The organism is Pseudomonas syringae, assembly GCF_023278085.1.
In the GTDB taxonomy this organism is placed as follows: Bacteria; Pseudomonadota; Gammaproteobacteria; order Pseudomonadales; family Pseudomonadaceae; genus Aquipseudomonas; species Aquipseudomonas syringae_Q.
In genome coordinates, this window is the sequence record NZ_CP066265.1 from 394,410 (window position 1) to 419,026 (window position 24,617).

The 24,617-nt window shown below is 60.7% G+C and carries 18 protein-coding genes; 9 read left to right on the top strand and 9 right to left on the bottom strand.

Annotation, left to right across the window (positions count from 1 at the left end):
- Position 1: 1 nt before the first annotated feature.
- Positions 2-715 carry a 3'-5' exonuclease gene (locus I9H07_RS01805; protein ID WP_236424826.1) on the bottom strand — a complete coding sequence of 238 codons (714 nt, stop codon included), beginning with the start codon at positions 713-715 and terminating at the stop codon, positions 2-4.
- Positions 712-2,646: a putative nucleotidyltransferase substrate binding domain-containing protein gene (locus I9H07_RS01810; RefSeq protein WP_058825220.1), complete on the bottom strand. Its 1,935-nt coding sequence runs from the start codon at positions 2,644-2,646 to the stop codon at positions 712-714. The genes I9H07_RS01805 and I9H07_RS01810 overlap by 4 nt, the downstream gene beginning before the upstream one ends.
- Positions 2,647-2,883: 237 nt before the next feature.
- Here I9H07_RS01810 and I9H07_RS01815 point away from each other — a divergent pair, with 237 nt between their 5' ends.
- Positions 2,884-3,330, top strand: a complete 447-nt coding sequence (locus I9H07_RS01815; protein ID WP_024675242.1) for a response regulator — start codon at positions 2,884-2,886, stop codon at positions 3,328-3,330.
- 37 nt (positions 3,331-3,367) lie between these two features.
- On the opposite strand, the gene I9H07_RS01820 is transcribed toward I9H07_RS01815, so the two are convergent.
- Complete coding sequence (locus I9H07_RS01820; protein WP_236424837.1) at positions 3,368-7,129, bottom strand: type III effector; 3,762 nt, start codon at positions 7,127-7,129, stop codon at positions 3,368-3,370.
- Between the two features lie 722 nt (positions 7,130-7,851).
- A complete protein-coding gene (locus I9H07_RS01825) occupies positions 7,852-10,029 on the bottom strand; it encodes a malate synthase G (protein ID WP_236424828.1) in 2,178 nt (725 codons plus the stop codon).
- Positions 10,030-10,349: 320 nt separating this feature from the next.
- Here I9H07_RS01825 and I9H07_RS01830 point away from each other — a divergent pair, with 320 nt between their 5' ends.
- On the top strand, positions 10,350-10,868 hold the full coding sequence (locus I9H07_RS01830) for a glycine cleavage system protein R (protein ID WP_236424829.1): 519 nt from the start codon (positions 10,350-10,352) through the stop codon (positions 10,866-10,868).
- Positions 10,869-11,091: 223 nt separating this feature from the next.
- Here I9H07_RS01830 and rarD read toward each other — a convergent pair whose 3' ends face one another.
- Both rarD and I9H07_RS01840 read right to left on the bottom strand, forming a co-directional pair.
- Positions 11,092-11,979: an EamA family transporter RarD gene (gene rarD / locus I9H07_RS01835; RefSeq protein ID WP_024675238.1), complete on the bottom strand. Its 888-nt coding sequence runs from the start codon at positions 11,977-11,979 to the stop codon at positions 11,092-11,094.
- Positions 11,980-12,317: 338 nt separating this feature from the next.
- The gene (locus I9H07_RS01840; protein WP_024672955.1) at positions 12,318-13,292 is read right to left on the bottom strand and encodes a serine/threonine protein kinase; all 975 of its coding nucleotides are present in this window, start codon (positions 13,290-13,292) and stop codon (positions 12,318-12,320) included.
- Positions 13,293-13,485: 193 nt separating this feature from the next.
- Here I9H07_RS01840 and I9H07_RS01845 point away from each other — a divergent pair, with 193 nt between their 5' ends.
- The 6 genes from I9H07_RS01845 to I9H07_RS01870 are packed head-to-tail and all read left to right on the top strand — an operon-like array spanning position 13,486 to position 19,037.
- The gene (locus I9H07_RS01845; RefSeq protein ID WP_024672954.1) at positions 13,486-14,505 is read left to right on the top strand and encodes a LacI family DNA-binding transcriptional regulator; all 1,020 of its coding nucleotides are present in this window, start codon (positions 13,486-13,488) and stop codon (positions 14,503-14,505) included.
- Positions 14,489-15,490 (top strand): ABC transporter substrate-binding protein, encoded by a 1,002-nt coding sequence (locus tag I9H07_RS01850; RefSeq protein ID WP_236424831.1) that lies wholly within the window; start codon positions 14,489-14,491, stop codon positions 15,488-15,490. Before I9H07_RS01845 ends, I9H07_RS01850 begins: the two co-directional genes overlap by 17 nt.
- On the top strand, positions 15,490-16,359 hold the full coding sequence (locus I9H07_RS01855; protein WP_024672953.1) for an ABC transporter permease: 870 nt from the start codon (positions 15,490-15,492) through the stop codon (positions 16,357-16,359). Before I9H07_RS01850 ends, I9H07_RS01855 begins: the two co-directional genes overlap by 1 nt.
- A complete protein-coding gene (locus I9H07_RS01860) occupies positions 16,356-17,150 on the top strand; it encodes an ABC transporter permease (RefSeq protein ID WP_024672952.1) in 795 nt (264 codons plus the stop codon). Before I9H07_RS01855 ends, I9H07_RS01860 begins: the two co-directional genes overlap by 4 nt.
- A complete protein-coding gene (locus I9H07_RS01865; protein ID WP_024672951.1) occupies positions 17,147-18,178 on the top strand; it encodes an ABC transporter ATP-binding protein in 1,032 nt (343 codons plus the stop codon). Before I9H07_RS01860 ends, I9H07_RS01865 begins: the two co-directional genes overlap by 4 nt.
- 25 nt (positions 18,179-18,203) lie before the next feature.
- Entirely contained in the window at positions 18,204-19,037 is an 834-nt protein-coding gene (locus tag I9H07_RS01870; RefSeq protein ID WP_236424832.1) for a phosphodiesterase, read from the top strand.
- 284 nt (positions 19,038-19,321) lie between these two features.
- Here the strand turns inward: I9H07_RS01870 and I9H07_RS01875 are convergent, their stop codons facing one another.
- The 3 genes from I9H07_RS01875 to I9H07_RS01885 form a co-directional block, all read right to left on the bottom strand.
- Entirely contained in the window at positions 19,322-21,238 is a 1,917-nt protein-coding gene (locus I9H07_RS01875) for a PhoX family protein (RefSeq protein WP_236424838.1), read from the bottom strand.
- 81 nt (positions 21,239-21,319) lie between these two features.
- Positions 21,320-22,093, bottom strand: coding sequence for a TOBE domain-containing protein (locus I9H07_RS01880; RefSeq protein WP_236424833.1), 774 nt, complete (start codon positions 22,091-22,093; stop codon positions 21,320-21,322).
- A 633-nt stretch (positions 22,094-22,726) separates the two neighbouring features.
- Entirely contained in the window at positions 22,727-23,461 is a 735-nt protein-coding gene (locus I9H07_RS01885; RefSeq protein ID WP_236424835.1) for a ComF family protein, read from the bottom strand.
- 90 nt (positions 23,462-23,551) lie between these two features.
- Here I9H07_RS01885 and bioB point away from each other — a divergent pair, with 90 nt between their 5' ends.
- A complete protein-coding gene (bioB, locus tag I9H07_RS01890; RefSeq protein ID WP_024672714.1) occupies positions 23,552-24,610 on the top strand; it encodes a biotin synthase BioB in 1,059 nt (352 codons plus the stop codon).
- Positions 24,611-24,617: the final 7 nt, after the last annotated feature.

Consider the following 24,617-nt stretch of genomic DNA (forward strand, 5'->3'; position numbering starts at 1 on the left):
TTCAGAACGAATGTGTCTGCTTGCCTCTGCGCCATTGCCCCAGCCTTTCCTCAAGCAACAGTGGGCTGTCGATCTGCTGACGGCGTGCGTGGCTGAACAGGATCAGCGCCAGCTCTGCAGTGACCAGGGCGTCGGCGCTGGCGTTATGGCGTTCTTCCGCGTGCAGGCCGAAATACCCGGTCCAGTCGTCCAGCCCGGCATGCCGCAGGTTGGCCTGCTGGAAAAGCATCGGGGCGATTTCGGCGGCGTCGAAAAACGGGTGCTGCAGGCGATAGTCCAGGCTTTCCTTCAGCGCGCGCGACAGCATGTGCTGATCGAAAGGCGCATGAAAACCCAGAATCGGGCTGTCGCCGACAAACCCCATGAAGTCCAGCAACGCCTGCGCCGGCTCACTGCCCGCCGCAATCGTGCTGGGCGCCAGGCCATGGATCAACACCGCCGGGCTGACCTTGTGGTCGACGCGCAGCAAGGTGCGTTCGAATTGCTGGCCCAGATCGATGGCTCCGTCTTCGATCACTACGGCACCGATGGACAAGACCTGGTCACGGTTCATGTTCAAGCCGCTGGTTTCCAGATCCAATACCACCCAGCGTTGTTGGCGCAACGTCTGGTCACTGAGCGGTGCGCAGACAGGCAACCGGTTGAGCCGTTCCAGCTGATGCTCATGCAGTGGCGCTTCCTTGCGACGCGGCTTCAGCCATTCGAACAGATTCATAGTTGATAACGCAGGGTCAGGCTGGTTTGCAGGCGCTGCGCCTGACGGAACGACTCGCGCAGGATGCGTCGGTCCAGATGATTGAGCGTGTCCGGGTCGATGCGGTTGGAATAGGTGAGGTTCTGGCGGCTTTGCAACTGATGTTGTTGCATGCGGGTTTGCTGGATGAAGTGATAAGCCTCTTCATACGCTGCACCATCCAGCGGGTCGATGATTTCGCGCTCGACCAGCTGTTGCAGGCGCTCCTGGGTATTGTTGGCAGCGATCCCGTTGGCCAGCGCCAGCAGACGTGCGCCGTCGACAAAAGGCGTGAGGCCTTCTGTCTTGAGGTCCAGCGTGTCTTTTTCGCTGCCTTTTCGGGCCAGTACGAAATCCTTGAAGCGGCCTACCGGAGGGCGCTGACGCAGTGCGTTTTCAGCCATCATGCGTTGGAACAGCCGGTTATCCGCCACTTGATCAAGCAGGCCACGGCGCAATTGCTCGCAGCCGCTTTCATCACCCCAGACCACACGCAGGTCAAAATAGATACTGGAGGCCAGCAGGTTCTCCGGTGTCGCCTCGCGGACAAAGGCTGCGAAGCGCCTCGCCCATTCCGTACGCGACAGGCACAACTCCGGGTTGCCGGCCATGATATTGCCCTTGCACAGCGTGAAGCCGCACAGCGCCAGACTCTGGTTGATGCGCTCGGCAATCGGCAGCAGTCGTGTGCGAATCTGCTCTGCCTGTGCTGCATCACTGGCTTCGAAAAGAATGCCGTTGTCCTGATCGGTGAGCAGTGTCTGTTCACGTCGGCCTTCGCTGCCGAAACACAGCCAGCTGAACGGCACGCCGGGGTCGCCCTTTTCTTCAAGCGTCAGCTCAATGACCCGGCATACCGTGTGATCGTTGAGCAAGGTGATGATCTGCGTGATCTGTGTCGAAGAGGCACCATGAGCGAGCATGCGATCGACCAGTTGGATGATATCGCCGCGCAGGCTGCTCAGCGCCTCAATGCGCGGCGCAGTGCGGATGGTCCGCGCAAGGTGCACCAGATCGACACGCTGCAGTGAAAACAGATCCCGCTCCGACACGACGCCGCACAGTCGCCCGTCCCTGACCAGGCACACATGAGCGATATGCCGCCCGGTCATGGCGATGGCGGCGTCAAATGCGCTGGCGTCGGGGCTCAGGTGAAAGGGTGCCAGGCTCATGGTGTGCCTGACGGGCGCGCTGAAGTCGGCATCGACATCGGCGACCGCCTCGCGCAGGTCTCGCAGGGTAAAGATACCCAGGGGCGACTGCTGCTCGTCGACTATCACAATGCTGCCCACCTGCTGTTCATGCATGAGCTTGACGGCTTCACGCATCGGCGTCTCGGGGCTGCACATCACGGGATGCCGCATGGCCAGTTCGCCAAGACGCGTGTTCAGGGAATACTGCGTGCCGAGGGTTTCAGCGGCGCGCTGGCGGACCTGGTGATTGACCTGATCCAGCAAGCTGCTGACCCCGCGCAAGGCGAAGTCGCGAAACGTGGTGGACAGTGCGAACAGCTTGATGAAAGCCTGCTTGTTCAACTGCAGGCAGAAGGTGTCCTCAGCCGCGCGATGCTCCGTTCGGGTTGCCCGTTCGCCCAGTAATGCCGCCAGCGGAAAGCACTCGCCGGTGGTGATTTCGAAGGTTGTCTCGGTGCCACCTTTGGCAGAATGCGGACGTTCGCCTGCAACTCTGCCTTGTTTGACGACGTAAAAGTGTTCTACTGGCCCATCGCCAGGCTTGATGATGCTCTCATCGGCAGCGTAGAACCTGAGCTGACATTGCTCGACCAGGTACGCAAGATGAGCATTTTCCATCTGATTGAAGGGCGGGAATTTTTGCAGGAACTGCATGGTGCCGTGTATGTTCTGCAACACGGCCGTTCTGCCTGCCTGGGTAAAAGCATCTGCCTTGCTCATGGCCTGTACCGCGTTCTTGTTATTGGCGACCATGGTCGACCGCTTGCGGCACAGTGCCCATTGGACGTAAGTCTTACGCCTGAGCCAAGCGACATGACCAACGCAACACTGTTGCGCAACGACTGATTTGACGAGTGCAAGGGATTGCGAGCTGCAACCGGCCGGGAAGCCGACGAAATACATCGCAGATTAAGCACCGTCTGCTGTCGGATTAGTTCAGGGAATGATGAGACTGCAATGATTGACCACGACATTCTGAGCGACGACGAACGCAATGCCCTCAATGAGGTGATGCTGACGCCCGAGCGCAACACACCGCAACGGGTCCTGATCGTTGATGACGACAGTGACGCCCGCGAGCTGCTGGCTGAAATTCTGAGTCTCAACGACATCAGCTGCATGACTGCGCCCGGCGGCGACATCGCGCTGGAAATGCTTCAGACCCGTCAGTCCATCGGGTTGCTGATCACCGACCTGCGCATGGCACCGTTCGACGGGTTGTACCTGATCCGCAAGGTCCGCGAGTCGGAGCGCGCGGAACTGCCCATCATCATCGTGTCCGGCGACGCCAACGTGCGCGACGCCATTGATGCCATGCACCTGAACGTGGTCGATTTCCTCCTCAAGCCGCTCAACACCAAGCATCTGGTGCAGATGGTTAAGCGTGAATTGGGAATGAGTTGAGGCTTTATTCCCAACCTTCTCTATCGGGTTTCCGGTTTCAAGGTGGCGGGAACTGGGCTGCGGTGCGCTGACCGTCGACATTGGAAAGCTTTTGCCAGCGCAGGAGGTTTCGCCAGCCGACCGAGGTTGAATCCCGCGCTCGCTCACGGACGATCAACACCAGTGGTCGCCACGTTTCCCTGGTCAGCAGAATGTCATCAATGGCCTGCCTGGCCTTTTCCGCCGCCTGCAAGTCTCCGCGCTTTAACGCCAGTGCCTGAATGCCGCGATAGCCGTCGATCTCGGCTCCCGCCCGGCCCTTCATCGAGTAGTTGACGTTGTACTGGCAGTACTTGCTGTCCTGGCCCAGGCGCTTGATCTTTGCCTCGAATGCGTCAAGAAGCATGGCCGCACGCAAGCGATTTTCCGGGGTGTTCTTGTTGCCGGTCTCATCCGGCTCCAGGGTCTCGATACAACGCAGCAACCACAGGTCGCGATTGGCGCTGATTTCGGTCTGCATGTCGCGCGGCGTTGAGTAATGCCGGTCAAGATCAGCGTCCTGTTTGTCGCCGATCAGGAAAGGCGATATTTCGTTCTTTTCCAGTGCCCAGGCCAGGTCCCGGGACATTCCCAGTTGCAAACCCAGCCCCTGACCCTGAACGCCATGATGCGCGCCCTTTTTTGCCGGCGTGGCCGAGCTGGCAATCGGCGCGAAGTTCAGGTTGGCGGTGATGCCCGCCCGTTGCTGGGCGGTATCGCCCTTGGCGCCGACAACACTGATGAAGCCGCCGGTTTCCGTGCGTTTTTCCTTGATCCGATCAGCTTCGACGTACACCGAGGGTTCCAGCGTCAGGGTTTGGGACGCATCGCTGGAGCCATCCTTGAAGCGTGCAGCCGGGGCGCGCAACGCCACTCGCGCCGCTACATTGCGGGTACTGGAGGTTGCATCGATCTGGCTGATGGAGACCTCAGGATTGCGCGCCAATATGGCTTCCAGTGGCCCGGAATAGCGCTGGCCCTGTTGCGGCTCGATGATGTCCCAGCGCACCATGCTGTCGAGGGCGTTCAGCATGTTGGCGCGCATTTCATCGTCTTTGTGTCGGGTGCGGAAAAAGCGCATGAGGGTTGAACCGGTTTGGGTTTCCTGTGCAGTAAAGCGGCCAGTAAGCGCAGCCTGGATTCCCACACCGTCCGCAACCGCACCCCCGACCGCCACACCGATAGTGGCTTCGGCGGCCTCGGTTCGCGCTTTGCCGAATGACATCTCCATACCCAGAATCGGCATGAACAATTGGGCGAAGGCTTCGTCACTGCGGGACTTTTCTGCCGAGAAGATCGGTGAGACGAGGGGCGATATCAAGCCATAAGGCATGGACGGCAGGCCTGCCCCCAGCGTTCCTCCACCGCCCAGCCGCAAGCGGTCGCGCAGGCGGCTTTCGAGAATGAACGGCTTGAAGAACGTCACGATGTCGCTTTTCTCGTTCAGATGCCGTGTTTTCAGCAGCTTTATGGCTGCGCTCAAGTCCTGCGCGAGCACATCGTCAATAGACTGAGCGGGCTGTAGCGCAGGCGGTAATATCTCGCGCAGGTGCTCATCGACACGATTGATGGCCTCGTAGACCGACAGTTTGCTGTTCGCCAATTCGGTGTACAGCGGCGGCAGTTCGATGGGCTGAGCCTTATGTAGTACGTTGACCGCGCGCTTGCCGTCTGCGTCCGGCTTATCCCATATCTGTGACAGCCGTTGCTGATGCACTCTGGCCTTCAGCAAGCTTTGCATCGACTTGCCAGCGCGCTTTCCAAGCGTCGCCTGCGACAGGTGAATGCCTTTCTTTTCCAGTGATTTCAGGTGGTCGAGCATGGCATGGGCTGCCGAGACCTCACCTTGCAGTTCCGGCACACCCTTGGCGTTTTTCAGAGTCTCTTCCAACTGGCTGATGCGTGCGGAAATAACCTGGTCAACCTGTTTTCTAGGCGACTGCAGGCCCATGCTTTCGCCCAACGAGTAGGCACGATCCAGCGTTGATTTGGCAAAGGGTGTCTTGTTCAGCGTGGGTATGAGACGGCGCGGCAACGAGCTTTTTACCGAGGCCGTTGCCGTGCTTTCCTCTGGGGTATTGGCGGCCACGGCACGCATGACCCATTCCGTCGTCGCTTTTTTCAGGCGCTGATCATGTTGCGCATAGGGCGTGCCGGGGGCGTTGCTCAGGTAGCCGTTGCGGACCGCGTTGAAGGCGGCGTGATCAATATCGTCAAATTTTTTTTCGTCCCCATCCAGCTTGCTACGGGCCACTTTTCTGGCTGTTTGCAGCCATGCCTTCACCTTGCTGTCGGTTTCGTTTTGCTGAGCGTCGTCGGCATTCCAGAACACTCGCAGCGCTGTTGACCGTGCGGCCGCTATCGGTTGCGTGCCGTCGCTGGACAGCACCTGCAATATTTCCATTCCGCGTGGCACATTCGCCAGCTTTCGACAAAAGTCGACGGTGTCCCGCTGAATGCTGTGGTTTGTTGCGCTGCGGGTCCTGACCGACTTTGCCATGTCCTCGGCAACGCGGGGCCAATGTTCCAGTGGATGCTGATTCAGCAGGTCGAGCACGCGGTTGGCGCGGGTGGCGTCATTGTCAGTCAGCTCCGCCAGCGCCGATGTCACGATCTCAATCACTGCGAAGGCTGGAAGTGGTGTTGGTGGTGGCGTGCGTTGCAGACGATGACCAATGCGCTGCAGGGCCGGTTGAATCGCTTCCGTGCCTGTGGCTGCAAAGGCATGCGCCTCGCTGATCTGACTGGCGAGGTATTGCTCGCGGACTTTCTTGAGGGCGGTTTTGTCGATGCGCTCCTGGGCTTCCCCCTCCAGAGTCGTCGTTGCCTGCTCCGATGCAGGCAGTTTCTGCTCAAGTATCTTGAGTGCAGAACGCTCGCCACTGACGACGCTGAGTCGCTGGTAAAGCTCGCCTATCTCGTCATTCAGGCGTGCACAATCGTCACTGACCCGTACCAGTCTTGTTGCCAGCTGTTGATGTGTCTGCATGGCCTGTGAGCGCTCTGCAAGCGTCTGCGCAATGTCTGTATCCAGCTTGCCAGCTTCGGCCGAGCCGTCGGGTGTCTCCCGGCGCCGGGTACGCAAGGCCTGGAGTTGCGCATTGGCGTGCGCAGCAGTGCGCTCGGCGGTGGTCATGTCGTGGTCGAGTGAAATCAGCTCACGGGTTTGCGCTACTTTGAGTTCCAGTTCGATTGCGATCGCAGAGTGTCGGTCCGCGAAACGCACATCCAGCGCCTGCAGTCGTGTGCGCAGGTCGCCAATCCATGTCTGAGAGAACCCGGCTTTCTGTTCAGCCTGGTCTTGCCCCTCACTCAGCGCGCCCAGCTGCAACACCTCGGTGCCCTGGATCAGCTCACGAAGTCGCTGGCCAGCCAGGCGCGTTGTGGCGTCGGCGTGTTTGACGCGGACTCTGGCCTGCTCCAGTCGCTCGTTCGACGAGGGTGGGACGGCCTGTTCAAGCGAGTCAACATGCGCACGCGCAGCCACCAGTGCGTGGGTCGCCGTGGCGAGTACCTTGCTTTGATGGTCGAGCCGAGTGCTCAGTTGCGCAACGGCGGCGGCGATTGCTTCAGGACTGTGCTGCTGCTCTTGTGCTTTGGATGGGCTGCCAGTGCTGGCGACCTCTTGCAGCGGAGCAGGCTTTAGCCACGGAAAGATTTTGGTCGTTAGACGCCTTGCAGTTGAAGGCGCAGGGCGCTCCCAGAGGGACGTTGGCGCTGCTTTCAGGCTGGTCAGTGCCGATTCGGCAAGTCGCTGCAATTGATCCGCTTCTTTCAGCAACGGATCGTGATCCTTATCACTTGCCGTGTGCGCTTCCTCATCCGGAATTCCGCTTCGCAAGGGCCGGTTGATCGTGCGACCGGTGCCGGGGATACCGAGGCTGAAATTGGTCTGGCGTTGCGAAAGCTTGTCAGCGATGCGCGTCTTCAACCCGTGCGCCTGCTGAACACCGGGTGCCGATCGGGGCGCTGTCGGGTTTGCCAGCAGGGCAGGCTCGGACGGTTCGTGCGGCGTTGAAGGCGCTTTCGGCTGCGCGGTTGATCCTGTTTCGAGCGGTATGGCGGAGGGAACAGAAGGCGTATTGATTCTTAAGGTCATGAGCAGGCTCCATCGGCTCAGATATCAAGTTCGACAGATCAATACAGGGGGTGGTAGTAATCGACGCTGTGCATGTAGTGGCAGGTAAAGCGTGTTTGAAGGGGGATCGCCATAACGTCGGCTTTGTATTCTTCAAACTGCCAAGGCGGCACGTGGAGGCGTGTTGGCCCAAGGGCGGGGGAAAGTCGCTGACTCGCGGGTTGCACCCTCTGATGGTCAGCTGTGGCAGATGCTTGAAACCGCGTGAGCGATGTGCGCGGAGGTTTGCGGACCTGTCAGGGTAAGTGGTCGGGAAGTGGATTGGGTTCCAGCGTTTTCGACTGTAAAACAGCGACGAACCGATGCATCCGCATCGTCCCGAAGGGGCAGCAAGCCACCCCTTCGGTATGACGTCTACAGATGGATTACAGCCCGTTCACCGCCTTGAACTCACGACGGCGACGATGCAATACCGGTTCGGTATAACCATTGGGCTGCCGCGTGCCTTCGATCACCAGTTCGACCGCCGCCTGGAAGGCGATGTTGCTGTCGAAGTCTGGCGCGAGCGGGCGATACAGCGGGTCGTTGGCGTTCTGGCGATCCACCACCGGCGCCATGCGCTTGAGGCTTTCCAGCACCTGGGCTTCAGTGACCACGCCATGACGCAGCCAGTTGGCCATGTGCTGGCTGGAGATACGCAGTGTCGCGCGGTCTTCCATCAGGCCGATGTCGTTGATGTCCGGGACTTTCGAGCAGCCCACACCCTGGTCGATCCAGCGCACCACGTAGCCGAGAATGCCCTGGGCGTTGTTGTCCAGTTCGTTCTGGATTTCGTCAGGCGTCCAGTCGGTGTTCGGCGCCAGCGGGATGGTCAGGATGTCGTCCACCGACGCCGGTTCGCGCTGGGCCAGTTCGGCCTGACGGGCGAACACATCGACCTTGTGATAGTGCAAAGCGTGCAGCGCAGCGGCGGTCGGTGAGGGCACCCAGGCCGTATTTGCGCCGGCCAGCGGGTGAGCGATTTTCTGTTCCAGCATGGCGGCCATCAGGTCCGGCATGGCCCACATGCCCTTGCCGATCTGCGCGCGGCCTTGCAGGCCGCATTTCAGGCCGATATCGACGTTGGAGTTCTCGTACGCCGAGATCCATTTTTCGGCTTTCATCTGCGCCTTGCGCACCACCGGGCCGGCTTCCATCGAGGTGTGGATTTCGTCGCCGGTACGGTCCAGGAAGCCGGTGTTGATGAACACTACCCGCTCGCTGGCGGCCTGAATGCACGCTTTGAGGTTGACCGTGGTGCGGCGTTCCTCGTCCATGATCCCGACTTTCAGCGTGTTGCGCGGCAAGCCCAGCACATGCTCGATACGCCCGAACAGCTCATTGGTGAACGCAGCTTCCTGCGGGCCGTGCATCTTCGGTTTGACGATGTACATCGAACCGCAGCGGCTGTTGCTGCGCGAGTTATTGCCATTGAGGTTGTGGATCGCCGCGAGGCTGGTCAGCAGGCCGTCGAGAATACCTTCCGGCACCTCGTTGCCGTGCTTGTCGAGAATCGCATCGATGGTCATCAGATGCCCGACATTGCGGATGAACAGCAGCGAACGGCCGTGCAGCGTGACTTCGTGACCTTCGGCCGTGGTGTAGACGCGGTCCGGGTTCATGGTGCGGGTGAAGGTTTCGCCGCCCTTGGACACCGATTCAGCAAGATCGCCTTTCATCAGGCCCAGCCAGTTGCGATAGACGACCACTTTGTCGTCGGCATCGACGGCTGCGATGGAGTCTTCGCAGTCCATGATGGTGGTCAGCGCGGCTTCCATGAGGATGTCTTTCACACCTGCCGGATCGGTTTGGCCGACGGGGCTTGAAGCGTCGATCTGCAATTCGAAATGCAGGCCGTTGTGCTTGAACAGCACCGCGAACGGCGCCAGGGCATCGCCCTGAAAACCGATCAGTTGCGCATCGTCGCGCAGGCCGGTGTTGCTGCCGCCCTTGAGGCTGATGACCAGCTTGCCGTCGATCAGCTTGTAGGCCGTGGAGTCAACGTGCGAACCGGCGGCCAGCGGTGCGGCCTGATCGAGGAACGCACGAGCGAAGGCGATGACCTTGTCGCCGCGCACCTTGTTATAGCCTTTGCCCTTTTCCGCACCGCCTTCTTCGCTGATTGCGTCGGTGCCGTACAGCGCGTCATACAGCGAACCCCAGCGTGCGTTCGACGCATTCAGCGCGAAGCGGGCGTTCATCACCGGCACGACCAGTTGCGGTCCCGCCATCGTGGCTATTTCTTCGTCGACATTCTGTGTGGTGATCTGAAAGTCTGCCGCTTCTGGCAGCAGATAGCCGATCTCCTGAAGGAAGGCTTTGTAGGCCGAGGCATCGTGGGCCTGCCCGGCATGCGACTGATGCCAGGCGTCGATCTGCACCTGTAATTCATCACGCTGGGTGAGCAGTGCCTTGTTCTTTGGCGCGAGGTCGTGAATCAGCTGGTCTGCACCGGCCCAGAACGCGGCAGCATCGACGCCGGTTCCAGGGATGGCTTCGTTCTGCACGAAGTCGAACAGGACTCTGGCGACTTGCAGGTCACCGACTTGAACGTACTCAGTCATTGCACTTGCCTCACTCTGCTCAGCAGGGTCGAGCACACTCGGGGAGCGCTCTGTTATTGGTTTTAGGGGTCATGTAGTACGTGGCGTTGGATACTACATGAGCCCGGGTCGTGTGAAAACGTCGCTGAATATGTCATTAAACGACTTAAATTGAATATCGAGTCACGTGACGCTTCATCGCGCGCTCGAAAGCGCTCAGGATTGTTCCACAGAGCGTGGCAAATCGTACACGATTGCTGTGTATGAGGGGTTGCACAAGCAGGCCTATACTCAGGCGATTGCCGATTTTCAAATCGTCTGCACAGAAAGAGGAATTGATTGTGGATCATCTCGTCGTAACGCTGGTGGCTCCCGACCAACCGGGCCAGGTCGAACGTATCGCGCAGTGCATCGCCGAGCATGGCGGCAACTGGCTGGAAAGCCGCATGTCACGCATGGCCGGGCAGTTCGCGGGGATTCTCAAGGTCGGCGTCGAGCCGCAGCAGTATGACGACCTGATCAAGGCGCTGAACAACCTGTCGGCCCACGGCATCCGCATGCTGCTGGCCGAAAGCGTGGTCGAGACCAGCGGCACCACTCGCCCGATCAGCATGCAACTGGTCGGCAACGACCGCCCCGGCATCGTGCGCGACATCACCCGCCTGCTGGCGGGAAAGGGCGTTAACGTCGAGCACCTGATTACCGACGTAGCTCCCGCGCCCATGAGCAGCGAGTTGCTGTTCCACGCCGATGCGGTGCTGGGCGTTCCGCTGGGGTTATCACTGGATGATCTGCAGGCCGGGCTCGAAACCCTGGCGGATGATCTGATGGTTGAACTGGTGTTGCGTACTGAGGAATAACTCCTCTGTCAGGTTATCCAAGTTAACCGTGCACCTGCCTGTGGATAACCTGGGGGAAGAGCCTTGCGCGCCATACACGCCGTGGCTTGGCGCGGATTGATCAAAAATTCAACAGTTTCAAGGGCTTGTGCACAGATAAGGTGAGTCTGCCTGTGGATAACCCTTGGAGAACCCTGTGCAGCCCACGTTCTACGTGGCCTGCACAGAGCTGTGTGTTTTTTGATCAGCGACGGCCGCGGGATTTCAGCCAGATATCCACACTGTAGATCGCCAGCCCAGCCCAGATAAAAGCGAAGGTGATAATGGTGCTGGTGGTCAGATGCTCGCCGTACAGCGCCACTGCCAGCAGCAGCACCAGCGTGGGTGCAATGTATTGCAGGAAGCCCAGCGTGGTGAACGGCAAGTGGCGCGCTGCGGCGTTGAAGCATACCAGCGGGACCAGCGTGACCGGGCCGGCGGCGGCGAGCCAGAGGGCTTGCGTGGTGGTCCAGAACTCGGGTTGCACGCTGACGGCCGTCGGGTTGAGCGCCAGCCAGATCAGCGCCAGTGGCACCAGCATCCAGGTTTCGACGACCAGGCCGGGCAGGGCGGCGACCGGGGCTTTTTTGCGGATCAGGCCGTAGAACGCGAAAGTCAGCGCCAGCGCCAGTGACACCCACGGCAGGCTGCCGACGTGCCAGACCTGTTGTGCGACGCCTATTGCAGCCAGAGCGACCGCGACCCATTGCAGGCGTCTCAGCCGTTCGCCGAGCAGCAACATGCCAAGCAGCACGTTGACCAGCGGGTTGATGTAGTAGCCGAGACTGGCCTCAAGCATGCGCCCGTTGTTCACGGCCCACACGTAGACGATCCAGTTGGCGGCAATCAGGGTGCCGCTCAGCGCGAGCACGGCCAGCCGTTGCGGGTTGTTGCGCAGGTCGCGCCACCAGCCGGGGTGCTTCCAGAACATCAGCACGATCGAGCCGAAGAGCGCCGACCACAGTGCACGATGGATGATGATCTCGATGGCTGGAACCGCGGCAATGGCTTTGAAATACAGGGGGAACAGGCCCCAGATCGTGTAAGCACTCAGGCCCAGAATGTATCCACGGCGTGGATTGGCAGCTTGCATGGAGCGTCCCTTTTAATGCAGAAATTTCCGATTTTATTGTGGGGTGATGCGATGGATCGTTTGAATCCTGTTCACGCAGGTGCGCTGATTGTTATACACATATTCGACTGATTCACGCCAAGTGGAGCTGCTCAAGATCGGACGCAGAGCGTCCAGAACGGCATGCCCACGCGGAGCATGGGCACGATGGTTTCTCCCGAACACCTATCGTTCCTCACGCTCCAGTGTGGGAATGCCCTTCGTGACGCTCTGCGTCACCGGTTCTCGCTTCACCAAGGGCTTGAGAGTGTCCAGAACGGCGTGCTCTGGTTACTCCACGCAAGTGCGTGCAGCCAGCATCAAAACAGCTTCAGCGGCTCTTCATTCAGCGCAGACATCTGCTCGCGCAGGGCCAGGATATGGTCGCCCCAGTAACGCTCGGTGCCGAACCACGGAAAGCTGTGCGGAAACGCCGGGTCATCCCAGCGACGGGCCAGCCAGGCGCTGTAGTGCATCAGGCGCAGGGCACGCAGCGGCTCGATAAGGGCCAGTTCGCGCGGATTGAAATCATGAAATTCGTTGTAGCCATCCATCAGCTCCGACAGTTGCCCTAGACGCTCCTGACGGTCGCCGGCCAGCATCATCCAGATGTCCTGTACCGCAGGGCCGAGACGGCAATCGTCGAGGTCGACGATGTGGAACATTTCATCGCGGCACATCATGTTGCCGGGGTGACAGTCGCCGTGCATGCGGATGTTGCTGTGCGGTGTGGCCGCGTAAACGTCTTCGACGCGCTTGAGCAGGTCGCGGGCTACTGACTCGTAAGCGGGCAGCAGGCTGCGCGGGATGCAGTCGTTTTCCAGCAGGTAGTTGACCGAGTCATTGCCGAAATTCTTCACGCCCAGTGCTTCGCGGTGCGCGAACGGTTTGGTCGAACCGACCGCATGAATACGGCCCAGCAACTGACCCAGACGATACAACTGATCCAGATTGCCCGGTTCTGGCGCACGTCCGCCACGGCGCGGGAACAGCGTGAAGCGAAAACCAGCGTGCTCGAACAGGGTTTCGCCGTTGTGCAGCATGGGCGCGACAACCGGCACTTCGACGTCGACCAGCTCGAAGGTGAAGCTGTGCTCTTCAAGAATGGCTTCGTTGGTCCAGCGCTGTGGGCGATAGAACTTGGCGATCAGCGGTTGGCCGTCTTCGATACCGACCTGATACACGCGGTTTTCGTAACTGTTGAGCGCCAGGATGCGTGCATCGCTGAGAAAACCGATGCTTTCGACGGCATCCAGCACCAGATCGGGAGTAAGTGTTGCAAACGGGTGAGCCATGACTACTCCTGCGCGCAGCAGGTTGCCGCGTCGGACCGCTGATGGTAACGCAGACCGGTCCCGGTTCGCCAAACCCATCCGATTAAAGTGCTCAAGGGGTGGATTGTCATTAAACGGTCATCCTCCGTTCGCCATTCAGCCATGTTCGAAGCCTACAGTCGCCGCTAATGAGATCGATCTCAAGCGAGCGACAATGACTGATTTGAAAAAGGTTGCACGCCTGGCCGGGGTTTCCCGGGCCACCGCTGCACGCGCTTTCGCCAGCCCCGATGTGGTGCGCGCCGAGACCCGTGAACGGGTGTTCGCGGCCGCCCGGACGCTAGGCTTTCGCCCTAACCGGCTGGGCCGACAGTTGCGTCTGCAAACCACCAACCTGATTGGCGTGGTGGTGCCTAACCTGCTCAATCCGGTGTTTGCCGAACAGTTTCAGGCCATGGAGCGAGCCGCGCGGGCGCGGGGTTACAACTTGCTGTTGGCGACCACAGATTACAGCGCCGAACGTGAAAGCGCCGTGGTTGAAGAGCTGCTGCGCCAGCGGGTCGACGGGCTGGTGCTGACCGTGACCGACGCCGAACACAACCGTGTGCTGGAAAGCCTGGTCAGTGAGGACGCGCCGTTCGTGCTGGCCTATCACCAGACCGACAATGCAGATTACAGCGCGGTGTCTGTGGATAACCGCGCAGGCATGGCGCTGGCGACGCAGTATCTGATCGACGCCGGCCACCAGCGTATCGCCATGGTAGCGGGGCCGGTCATGCAGTCTGACCGGGCCCGCCTGCGTTATGACGGCTATTGCGGCGCCATGGCCGAGCGTGGGCTTGCGGCCCGGCCGGTGATTGAAATGCCTGCTCATACCCGCGCCGATTTCGCCGCGCTTGAACCTTTGTTAGGCGGCCCGGATGCGCCCAGCGCGCTGGTCTGCTCCAACGATTTGCTGGCCATCAGCCTGATTGCCGAACTGCGCCGCAACGGCTGGGGCGTTCCCGAGCGCCTGTCGGTGATCGGCTTCGACGGCATCGAACTCGGCACCCAGATGCACCCGACGCTGTGCAGCGTGGTTCAGCCCATCGCCGAACTGGCGCACACCGTCATCGACCAATTACTGGCACGGATTGCTGGCGCAGTACCGGTTTCTCATTGTCTGCCGTGCCACATCCGGCCCGGCGAAAGCACCCAGCCCTACCAGGAGATGCTTCATGCTCAGCCTCAGTAAAACCCTCGCGGCACTGCTGTTATGCGGTGCGGCCAGCCTCGCCCAGGCCGCCGAAACCGCCATCTGCTACAACTGCCCACCCGAGTGGGCCGACTGGGGCACTCAGCTCAAGGCGATTGCCGACAGCACCGGCGTTCAGGTGCCGCTGGACAACAAGAACTCCGGGCAGGCGCTGGCACAGATCGTCGCCGAACAAGCCGCACCGGTTGCCGACGTTGTGTATTACGGTGTGACCTTCGGCTTGCAGGCGCAGAAGGCAGATGTGGTCGACACCTACAAACCCAAGCACTGGGACGATATTCCGGCCGGCCTGAAAGACCCGCAAGGGCACTGGTTTGCCATTCACTCCGGCACCCTCGGCATCATGGTCAACGTCGACGCACTGGGCGGTCTGCCGGTGCCGCAGAGCTGGGCAGATCTGCTCAAACCCGAGTACAAGGGCATGGTCGGCTACCTCGACCCTTCCAGCGCGTTCGTCGGCTACGTTTCCGCCGTGGCGATCAACCAGGCCATGGGTGGCACGCTGGACAACTTCGGCCCGGCCATCGACTACTTCCAGAAACTGGCGAAGAACTCGCCCATCGTGCCCAAGCAAACTGCGTATGCCCGCGTGCTGTCCGGCGAGCTGCCGATTCTGGTCGACTATGACTTCAACGCCTACCGCGCTCGCTACAAGGACAAAGCCAACGTCGCGTTCGTGATCCCGAAGGAAGGCACCATCGGTGTTCCGTACGTGATGAGCCTGGTGGCCAAGGCGCCGCATCGCGCCAACGCCGAGAAGGTGCTGGATTTCGTGCTGTCCGATGAAGGTCAGGCGCTGTGGGCCAAGGCCTATCTGCGTCCGGTGCGCTCGAAAATGCCGGCCGAAGTCGCCGCGCAGTTCCTGCCGGACAGCGATTACGCGCGTGCCGGTGTGGTGGATTACCAGCACATGGCTGCCGTGCAGGAAGCCTTCGCTGCCCGTTATCTGCGTGAGGTGAAGTAATGTCAGCCTCGCCGGAACAAGCGCTGGCTCTGCGCAAGGGCGGATTCTTCAGGCTGCGGCTGCGCCCGACCGCTGCGGTGGCGCTGGCTCCGGCGATGGCGGTATTGCTGGCCTTCTGGCTGCTGCCGCTGACCCACCTGATTGTGCTCGGTGCGAAAAGCATTGATGGCAACGACAGCGGTTACTGGCAGGTGTTGAGCAGTGCTCAGTACCTGGGCAGTCTGGCGCAGACTTGTGTGCTGGCGCTGGTGGTGACGCTGGCGGCGTTGCTGGTGGGTGGCATCAGCGGCGTGTTTCTGGCCCGCAATCACTTTTTCGGACGCTCTGCGCTGGTGGCGTTGCTGACCTTTCCACTGGCGTTTCCCGGCGTGGTGGTCGGCTTTCTGGTGATTCTGCTGGCCGGTCGCCAAGGGATCTTCGCCGCGCTCGGTCTGCAACTGGCCGGTGAGCGCTGGGTGTTTGCCTACTCGCTCACCGGGCTGTTCATCGGCTATCTGTACTTTTCGATACCACGGGTGATCCTCACCGTGATGGCGGCCTGCGAGAGTCTGGACCGCAGCCTTGAAGAGGCCGCTCATTCACTGGGTGCCGGTCATTGGCGCGTGGTGTGTGATGTGATCGTTCCGGGCCTGACTCCGGCGCTGGTGTCCTGCGGTGCGATCTGCTTCGCCACCTCGATGGGTGCCTTCGGCACGGCGTTCACGCTGGGCACACGTCTGAACGTCACCCCTGTGGCGATCTACAACGTGTTCACCAATTACGCCAACTTCACCGTGGCCGCCGCGCTGTCGGTCATCCTCGGCCTGGTGACCTGGGCGGTGCTGTTGCTGGCCCGCCGCATGGTCGGGAAATCGGGAGTCGCCCTGTGAAACGCTCTCCATTGTTCGCTGCACAACTGGCGTTCACGCTGTTGGTCTGCGCGTTCATGCTGGTTCCGGTGGTGTTGTCGCTGCTGGCCGGTCTGACCCGCAATTATTTTCTCGGCCTGTCGAGCGGCTTGACCTTCGACTGGCTGGTGCAGGTCTGGCAGGCCTATTCGCCGACGGTCTGGCTGTCGCTGCAACTGGCTGTCGCCTGTGCGATCTGCGTCTGCGTGGTCGGTGTTCCGGCGGCGTATGCGCTGGTGCGTATGAACAATCGCTTCAGTCGGGCCTTTGAAGAACTGATGGTGCTGCCGGTCGCCATGCCCGGTCTGGCCAGCGCGTTGGCGTTGCTACTGACCTACGGCCAGTTCGGCAGCTTTCGCAGCAGTTGGCTGTTCATTCTGGTGGGTCATGTGCTGTTCACGTTGCCGTTTCTGGTGCGACCGGTGATGGCGGTGATGCAGCGTCAGCAATTGCCGGTGCTCGAGGAGGCCGCCGCCAGTCTGGGCGCCGGGCCGATCAAGCGTTTCTTCAGCGTGGTGGTGCCCAATTGCCGGGCCGGGATTCTGGCCGGTGTGCTGATGGTCGTGACCCTGTCACTGGGTGAATTCAACCTGACCTGGATGCTGCACACACCGATGACCAAGACCCTGCCGGTCGGCCTGGCCGACAGTTACGCCTCGGCCCGGCTCGAAGTCGCCAGCGCCTACACCCTTCTTTTTCTGTTGCTGATTGTGCCGCTGCTGATTGCGTTGCAGGCCATCAGTGCGCGTCTTGCCCGTGGAGAGAGCCGATGAGCGGAACCACCATTCGCCTGAAAGGCTGCCGCAAGGCATTTGCCGACGGCACCGTTGCTGTACAGGATCTGCACCTGACCATCGAGCCCGGCGAAACGCTGGCGATTCTCGGCCCGTCGGGTTGCGGCAAAACCACCACCCTGCGGCTGATTGCCGGGCTTGAGCGTCCGGACGTGGGTCAGGTGTTGTTCGATGATCAGGACGTCACGCGTCTGCCTATCGAAAAGCGCGATGTCGGCATGGTGTTTCAGAATTACGCACTGTTCCCGAATCTCGATGTGGCCGGCAACATTGTCTACGGCCTGAAGATTCGTGGCCTGTCGGCGGCCGAGCGCAACAAGCGTTGCGACGAATTGCTGGAGCTGGTCGGCCTGACCGGGCACGGCAATCGCCGTGTCAACGAGCTGTCTGGCGGCCAGCGGCAACGGGTCGCGCTGGCTCGCGCTCTGGCGCCGCGGCCTCGGGTGCTGTTGCTCGACGAGCCGTTGGCCGCGCTGGATGCACAGCTGCGCGAGCGCTTGCGCAGCGAACTGGATCAACTGCTGCGTGGGCTCGGCATCACCTCGGTGTTCGTCACTCACGATCAGGGTGAGGCGATGGCCTTGGGCGACCGGATTCTGGTCATGGAAAAAGGCTGCGTGTCGCAGCTGGCAACGCCACGGGAAATCTATCAACAGCCGGCCAATGCTTTTGTCGCCGGTTTTGTCGGCAATCTGAATGCGTTCAGCGTACTTGCGCGCACGTCATCGGGGCTCAAGGTGAGCGGCGGCGAGCTGCCGTGGAGCGGTGCCGATATGCCGGGCACTGTCTATTGCCGTCCCGAGCACCTGCGCTTGATGCCTGGCAGCGGACATCTTCAGGGGCGTCTGGTCGGGCAGTTCTTTCAGGGCGCGCAAAGTCGTTTGCTGGTGGATGTCGGCGGTCCGCAGCCATTGCTGGTGGACAGCACCGACAACGTGATTTATGCCGCCAACGCAGCCATCGCCCTGAGCGTCGAACCGCAAGTGCTGTTCACCCTGCATTCGTAAACCGTTTTTCCAGCGAGAGATTATTTTGAATCGTCCGTTTCTTATTGCCCAGATCAGCGACCTGCACCTCAAAGCCGACGGGCGCCTGACTTATGGCGTGGTCGATACGCTTGGCGCGCTGCGTCGCGCTGTTGCGCACATCAATGCCAGCAAGCAGCGCCCCGACATCGTGGTGATCAGTGGTGACCTGGTGGACTTCGGTCGTGAGGATGAATACGCGGTGCTCAAGCCTGAGCTGGAGCGCTTGCACATGCCTTACTATCTGGTGCCCGGCAATCACGATGACCGTGAGCACTTGCTGGCAGCGTTTGCCGATCAGGTGTACCTGCCGCTGTCAGCCAATGCGCCGCTGGACTGGGTGGTGGAGAAATACCCGGTTCGTTTGATCGGCATGGATACGACCATTCCCGGCGAACATGGTGGGCAGCTGGATTACTGTCAGCTGGACTGGTTACATGCCCAACTGTCGCGTCGCCCCTATGTGCCCACCGTGATCATCCTGCACCATCCGCCGTTCATGACCGGCATCGGCCACATGGACCGTGCACCTTTCGGCAATGCGTCAGCGCTGGAACGTGTGATTGCCCAGCACCCGCAAGTAGAGCGTTTACTGTGCGGGCATTTGCATCGACCGATGCAGCGGCGTTTTGGTGGCAGCGTGGCGAGCATCTGCCCTGGCACCTCGCACCAGATCGTCCTCGACCTCGATGAGGAGGCTCCGGCGCATTTCAATCTTGAACCGGCAGGCTACGTACTGCACCGTTGGCATTCCGAGCAAGGTCTGGTGAGCCATAACGCAGTGTTCGGCGACTTTGAAGGGCCGTACCCGTTTTATGATGAGGCTGGGTTGATCGATTGATGGTTTATCGCTCCCACGCTCTGCGTGGTAGCGCTGTTCCGGAGGCTCTGCGTCCTCTTCTGAAGATGACGCAGAGCGTCACGAACTGCATGCCCACGCGGAGCGCGGGCACGATAGTGATCAATGCTACTCAATCAGGCGCCGATGAGCGTTCCTATCGCTCCCACGCTCTGCGTGGTAGCGCTGTTCCGGACGCTCTGCGTCCTGTTCTGAAGATGACGCGGAGCGTCACGAACTGCATGCCCACGCGGAGCGCGGGCACGATAGTGATCAATGCTACTCGATCAGGCGCCGATGATGCCGCCATCTTCGCGGGTGATGACCATCACTGACGAGCGTGGCTTGCCGTTGGGCAGGTGCTCTGGGAAGGTGGATCCGCCGTTTTCGCCAGGGTGCTGGATGCCGATGAACATCGTTTTGTAGTCAGGCGCAAAGCTGATACCGGTGATTTCGCAACCGACCGGGCCGACCAGGAAGCGACGAATCTCGCCGCTGGCAGGGTCTGCGCAGAGCATCTGATTATTGCCCATCCCGGCAAAGTCGCCCTTGTTGCTGGAGTCGCCATCGGTCTGAATCCACAGGCGACCTGCCTGATCGAAACTCAGGCCGTCCGGGCTGTTGAACATGTTCTGTGGGTTGATGTTGCTCGACCCGGCCTGCGGCGTACCCGCATGCACGGTCGGGTTGCCTGCGACCACAAACAGGTCCCAGTCGAACGCCATCGCCGAAGGATTGCTGCCTTCTTCACTCCAGCGCAGGATCTGCCCGTACTGATTCTTGGCGCGGGGATTCGGTCCGCCAACCGGCTGACCTTCATCGCCGCGCTTGATGTTGTTGGTCAGGGTGCAATACACCTGGCCGTCCTTGGGGCTGACCACGATCCATTCCGGGCGGTCCATGCGCGTGGCCTTGACGACACTGGCCGCCAGACGGGCATGAATCAACACTTCTGCCTGATTATTGAAACCGGCTGCGGCATCGAGGCCATTTTTGCCGTGAGTCAGCTCGACCCATTGGCCTTTGCCTTTTGGATGATCCGGATTACTGTCGCCCGCGTCGAATTGAGCGACATACAAAGTGCCGTGGTCCAGCAGGTTGCGATTGGCTTTCGGGTTCTGGTGATCGATCTTGTCGCGGCTGATGAACTTGTAGATGAACTCGCCACGCTCGTCGTCGCCCATGTACACCACGGCACGGCCGCCCTTGGTTTGCGTGAACGCAGCGTTCTCATGCTTGAAGCGTCCGAGCGCCGTGCGCTTGACCGGCGTCGATTCGGGATCGAAGGGGTCAATCTCGACCACCCAGCCGTGACGGTTCACTTCGTTAGGATTTTTTGCAACGTCGAAGCGCGGGTCGTGCGGGTGCCAGTTGATCTCTTTGCTCGCGGCCACAACGCCGTAGCGCTTCATGCCCGCGTCGAACTTCTGCTCCGGGTTGCTGCTGCCGAAGCAATCAGTGAAGTTCTCTTCACAGGTCAGGTAAGTGCCCCACGGCGTCTGGCCGCTGGAGCAATTCTGGAACGTTCCCAGCGCGCGGGTGCCGCTCTTGTCGGCGTCGGTCTTGAGCCAGTCGTGACCGGCTGCCGGGCCACTCAGGCTGATCGGCGTGTTGCCGTGCACGCGACGGTTATAGCGCGAGCCCTGAACGAACTGCCATTTGCCGTCTTTCTGCTGAACTTCGATCACTGACACGCCTTCTGCGGCCAGTGCCTTCTGCACGTCTTCGGCCGACTGCGGCTCCTTGCCGTGATCGAAGAGGTAGCGGTAGTTAGTGTACTCGTTGTTGATCGCCATCAGCGCGCGGTCTTTGTGACCCGGCATCGGAAACAGGCACATGCCGTCGTTGTTGTCGCCGAACTGCACTTCCTGAGCCTTGGCGGTGCCTTTGCCGCTCGGGTCGAACGCCGGGCCGCCTGCTTGCAATGGCTGGCCCCAACTGATCAGCACGGAGGATGTGTAGCCTTTCGGCAGGCTGATGCTGTCGGCGGTTGCCGTCGGGATGCTGTCGAAACCCAGCAGGGCTCCGGACGCTGCGCTGACGCTGTTGGCCAGCACCGAGCGGCTCAACAGGTTACCGCCAAGGAACATCGCTGCACCGCACAAAGCGCCCGCGCTGATGAAACCACGACGCGTCAGGCCGACCCTGTTTGCGCCGACCAGGTTTTCCAGATCGGTGGTTTGATTTTCTTCTAATAGTTTCATCATCACGGCTCCCTCTAATATGGCAGCCACCTTAGTGCGCGCATATGACGGAATTGTGTCGCGGTCATGACTTCCCGGCGCTTACGACGGTATCCCCAGCAGCACGAACGAAGCCGCGAATCTCGCCTGCACCGTGACGCCGGTTTGCAACTGCTGTGCATGCAACTGCTGAGGCGTCGCCAGGGCGCATAGCGTCTGGCCGCTCGGGAGGGTGATGCGCACTTCGCTGGGGCCGTCTTCGGCGTCGATCACGCTGTCGATCTGTCCGGTCAGGCAATTGTTTCCATTTGTTTCTTTGGCGCCTTTAGCACTTTGCGCGTGCAGTTCCAGCCAGCCCGCCTTGATCAGTGCCACGGCGTCGGTGCCGATTTCCAGACCTAAATGCAGCGTGCTGTCGTGGGTCACCTGCGCGTCGATGAACACCTCATCGGCCAGTTGCAGGCGCACCTGATCGTGATGCCCCTGACGAGTGATACTGACGATGCGCCCCAGCAACTGGTTGCGCGCGCTGGTGCGCAGGGTCAGGCGATTGAGCAGGTCAAGATCGCTGCTGTCTTCGGCGGCTTCCAGTATCTGCGCCTGCAATGTCTGCACGCGCTGATAAAGCCGCAGCACTCGTTCGCCCTCGACCGACAACTTCGCGCCGCCCCCGCCACGTCCACCGACGCTACGCTCCACCAGCGGCTTTTGCGCCAGATTGTTCAGCTCATCAATAGCGTCCCACGCGGCCTTGTAACTCAACCCTGCGCTCTTCGCGGCACGGGTGATCGAGCCCTGCTCGGCAATGTGCTGCAAAAGCGCAATACGTTGCGGGCGACGGACCATGTGTTGCGTGAGTAACGGAGGCAGGGACATGGTGATCCGGGAATGACTGGTCAGGGGAGGGCAGTATGATCGCTCACGGGGCTTGCGTCGAAAACCGGACGCGGAGCGTTGGAGTGATGAACGTATTGGGATGACTATCGTGCCAATGCTCTGCGTTGGCACGCCTTTCGTGACGCTCTGCGTCACAATTCTGCGCCGCACCGTACGCTCAAGATCGGACGCGGAGCGTCCAGGGCTGCGCTACCACGCGGAGCGTGGGAGCGATGAGAAAGGCATTACCACGTTGGAGCGCTCAGCGTTATGACTATCGTGCCAATGCTCCGCGTTGGCATGCCTTTCGTGACGCTCTGCGTCACAATTCTGCGCCGCACCGCATGCTCAAGATCGGACGCGGAGCGTCCAGGGCTGCGCTACCACGCGGAGCGTGGGAGCGATGAGAAAGGCATTACCACGCTGGAGCGCTCAGCGTTATGACTATCGTGCCAATGCTCTGCGTTGGCACGCCTTTCGTGACGCTCTGCGTCACAATTCTGCGCCGCACCGCATGCTCAAGATCGGACGCGGAGCGTCCAGGGCTGCGCTACCACGCGGAGCGTGGGAGCGATGAGAAAGGCATTACCACTGGAGCGTGGGAACAATATTAAACTGGACGCGCAGGGGCCGTTAGTCACCCGGCTTTGGCGTTCGCGCCAGGCAGTACACGTCTACCTGCCGCGCACCGGCGCTGTTCAATAAGCGCGCGATGACGTCTGCGGTCGAGCCGGTGGTCAGTACGTCGTCGACCAGCGCCAGGTGTTTGCCCTGCACCCATTCAGGATCCATCAGGGTAAACGCACCGCGCAGGTTGCGTTTGCGGGCCTTGGCGTCGAGGCCCTGTTGCGCGGTTGTCTCGCGGCTGCGCAGCAGATGCTGTTCATCAACAGGCAATTGCAGTTGTTTGCCCAGCCACCCGGCCAGCATCGCGGCCTGGTTGTAACCGCGCTGGCGCAGGCGTTTGTTGGCCAGCGGCACCGGTACAAGATAATCGGGACGCGGTTGGCCTTCATCAAAGCGATGCTGGATGAAGTGCCCGCACAATTCTGCGAGCAATCGGCCCATTGGCCATTTGCCGTGGTGTTTGAAGCGGGTAATCAGGCTGTCGACCGGGAAGTCGTACAGCCATGGGGCGGTCACCTGAGCGAAACCCGGTGATCGTTTACCGCATTGCACGCACTCAAGGCCGGCGACAGGCATTGGCAGCGCGCAGCGGTCGCACTGCTCGCGCAGCCAAGGTAACTCGGCTTCGCACGGCACGCAGATGGGCGTGGGCACCTCGCTGCGTTCATCGCATAACAAACAGGTCTGTTTGTTTTTTAACCAGATGTAAACCTCGTGGTCGTGGTTGGGTTGACAGCGCATGGCTCTTCCTTAAATATGCCCGACATCCGTGTAGCGCCTGTGGTCTTTCCCGCCCTCGCGCATTGCCCAGAAACACCAAGGAGCCGCCCGATGAGCGCCAGCACCACCGCCACTTTGCGTCACGACTGGACTTTAGCCGAGGTCAGGGCGCTGTTCGTACAGCCATTCAATGACCTGCTGTTTCAGGCGCAAACGGTGCATCGCGCTCACTTCGACGCCAACCGCGTTCAGGTCTCCACGCTGTTGTCGATCAAGACGGGCGCCTGCCCGGAAGACTGCAAGTACTGCCCGCAGTCCGGTCACTACAACACCGGCCTTGAAAAAGAAAAGCTGCTGGAAGTGCAAAAGGTCCTTGAAGAAGCGGCACGCGCCAAGGCCATCGGTTCGACCCGCTTCTGCATGGGCGCGGCCTGGAAGCATCCGTCTGCCAAGGACATGCCTTACGTGCTGGAGATGGTCAAAGGCGTGAAAGCCATGGGTCTGGAAACCTGCATGACGCTGGGGCGCCTCGATCAGGAGCAGACCGAAGCGCTGGCCACTGCCGGGCTGGATTACTACAACCATAACCTGGACACCTCGCCGGAGTTCTACGGCAGCATCATCACCACCCGCACCTACAGCGAGCGTCTGCAAACCCTCGCTTATGTGCGCGATTCCGGAATGAAGATCTGCTCCGGCGGCATTCTGGGCATGGGCGAGTCGCTTGACGACCGCGCCGGGCTGCTGATCCAGCTGGCGAATCTGCCGGAGCACCCGGAGTCGGTGCCGATCAACATGCTGGTCAAGGTGGCGGGTACGCCGCTGGAAAACGCCGAAGACGTCGACCCGTTCGACTTCATCCGCATGTTGGCCGTGGCACGCATCATGATGCCCGAATCCCATGTGCGGCTGTCTGCCGGGCGCGAAGCGATGAACGAGCAAATGCAGGCACTGGCGTTCTTTGCCGGGGCCAACTCGATTTTCTACGGTGACAAGCTGCTGACCACCGCCAACCCGCAGGCCGACAAAGACATGCTGCTGTTCTCGCGTCTGGGTATCAAGCCGGAAGCGGGCGAAGGCCACGCCGACGAAGTGCACCAGGCCGCCATCGAGCAGGCGCTGGTCGAGCAGCAAAGCAGCGCGATGTTCTACGACGCCGCTTCTGCCTGATCCTCTT

Coding starts and splice junctions, on each gene's coding strand:
- bioB (WP_024672714.1), top strand. CDS start 23,552: ATGAGCGCCAGCACCACCGCCACTTTGCGTCACGACTGGACTTTAGCC.
- I9H07_RS01865 (WP_024672951.1), top strand. CDS start 17,147: ATGAGCGGAACCACCATTCGCCTGAAAGGCTGCCGCAAGGCATTTGCC.
- I9H07_RS01825 (WP_236424828.1), bottom strand. CDS start 10,029: ATGACTGAGTACGTTCAAGTCGGTGACCTGCAAGTCGCCAGAGTCCTG.
- I9H07_RS01845 (WP_024672954.1), top strand. CDS start 13,486: ATGACTGATTTGAAAAAGGTTGCACGCCTGGCCGGGGTTTCCCGGGCC.
- I9H07_RS01855 (WP_024672953.1), top strand. CDS start 15,490: ATGTCAGCCTCGCCGGAACAAGCGCTGGCTCTGCGCAAGGGCGGATTC.
- I9H07_RS01810 (WP_058825220.1), bottom strand. CDS start 2,646: ATGAGCAAGGCAGATGCTTTTACCCAGGCAGGCAGAACGGCCGTGTTG.
- I9H07_RS01880 (WP_236424833.1), bottom strand. CDS start 22,093: ATGTCCCTGCCTCCGTTACTCACGCAACACATGGTCCGTCGCCCGCAA.
- I9H07_RS01805 (WP_236424826.1), bottom strand. CDS start 715: ATGAATCTGTTCGAATGGCTGAAGCCGCGTCGCAAGGAAGCGCCACTG.
- I9H07_RS01885 (WP_236424835.1), bottom strand. CDS start 23,461: ATGCGCTGTCAACCCAACCACGACCACGAGGTTTACATCTGGTTAAAA.
- I9H07_RS01840 (WP_024672955.1), bottom strand. CDS start 13,292: ATGGCTCACCCGTTTGCAACACTTACTCCCGATCTGGTGCTGGATGCC.
- I9H07_RS01875 (WP_236424838.1), bottom strand. CDS start 21,238: ATGAAACTATTAGAAGAAAATCAAACCACCGATCTGGAAAACCTGGTC.
- rarD (WP_024675238.1), bottom strand. CDS start 11,979: ATGCAAGCTGCCAATCCACGCCGTGGATACATTCTGGGCCTGAGTGCT.
- I9H07_RS01815 (WP_024675242.1), top strand. CDS start 2,884: ATGATTGACCACGACATTCTGAGCGACGACGAACGCAATGCCCTCAAT.
- I9H07_RS01850 (WP_236424831.1), top strand. CDS start 14,489: ATGCTCAGCCTCAGTAAAACCCTCGCGGCACTGCTGTTATGCGGTGCG.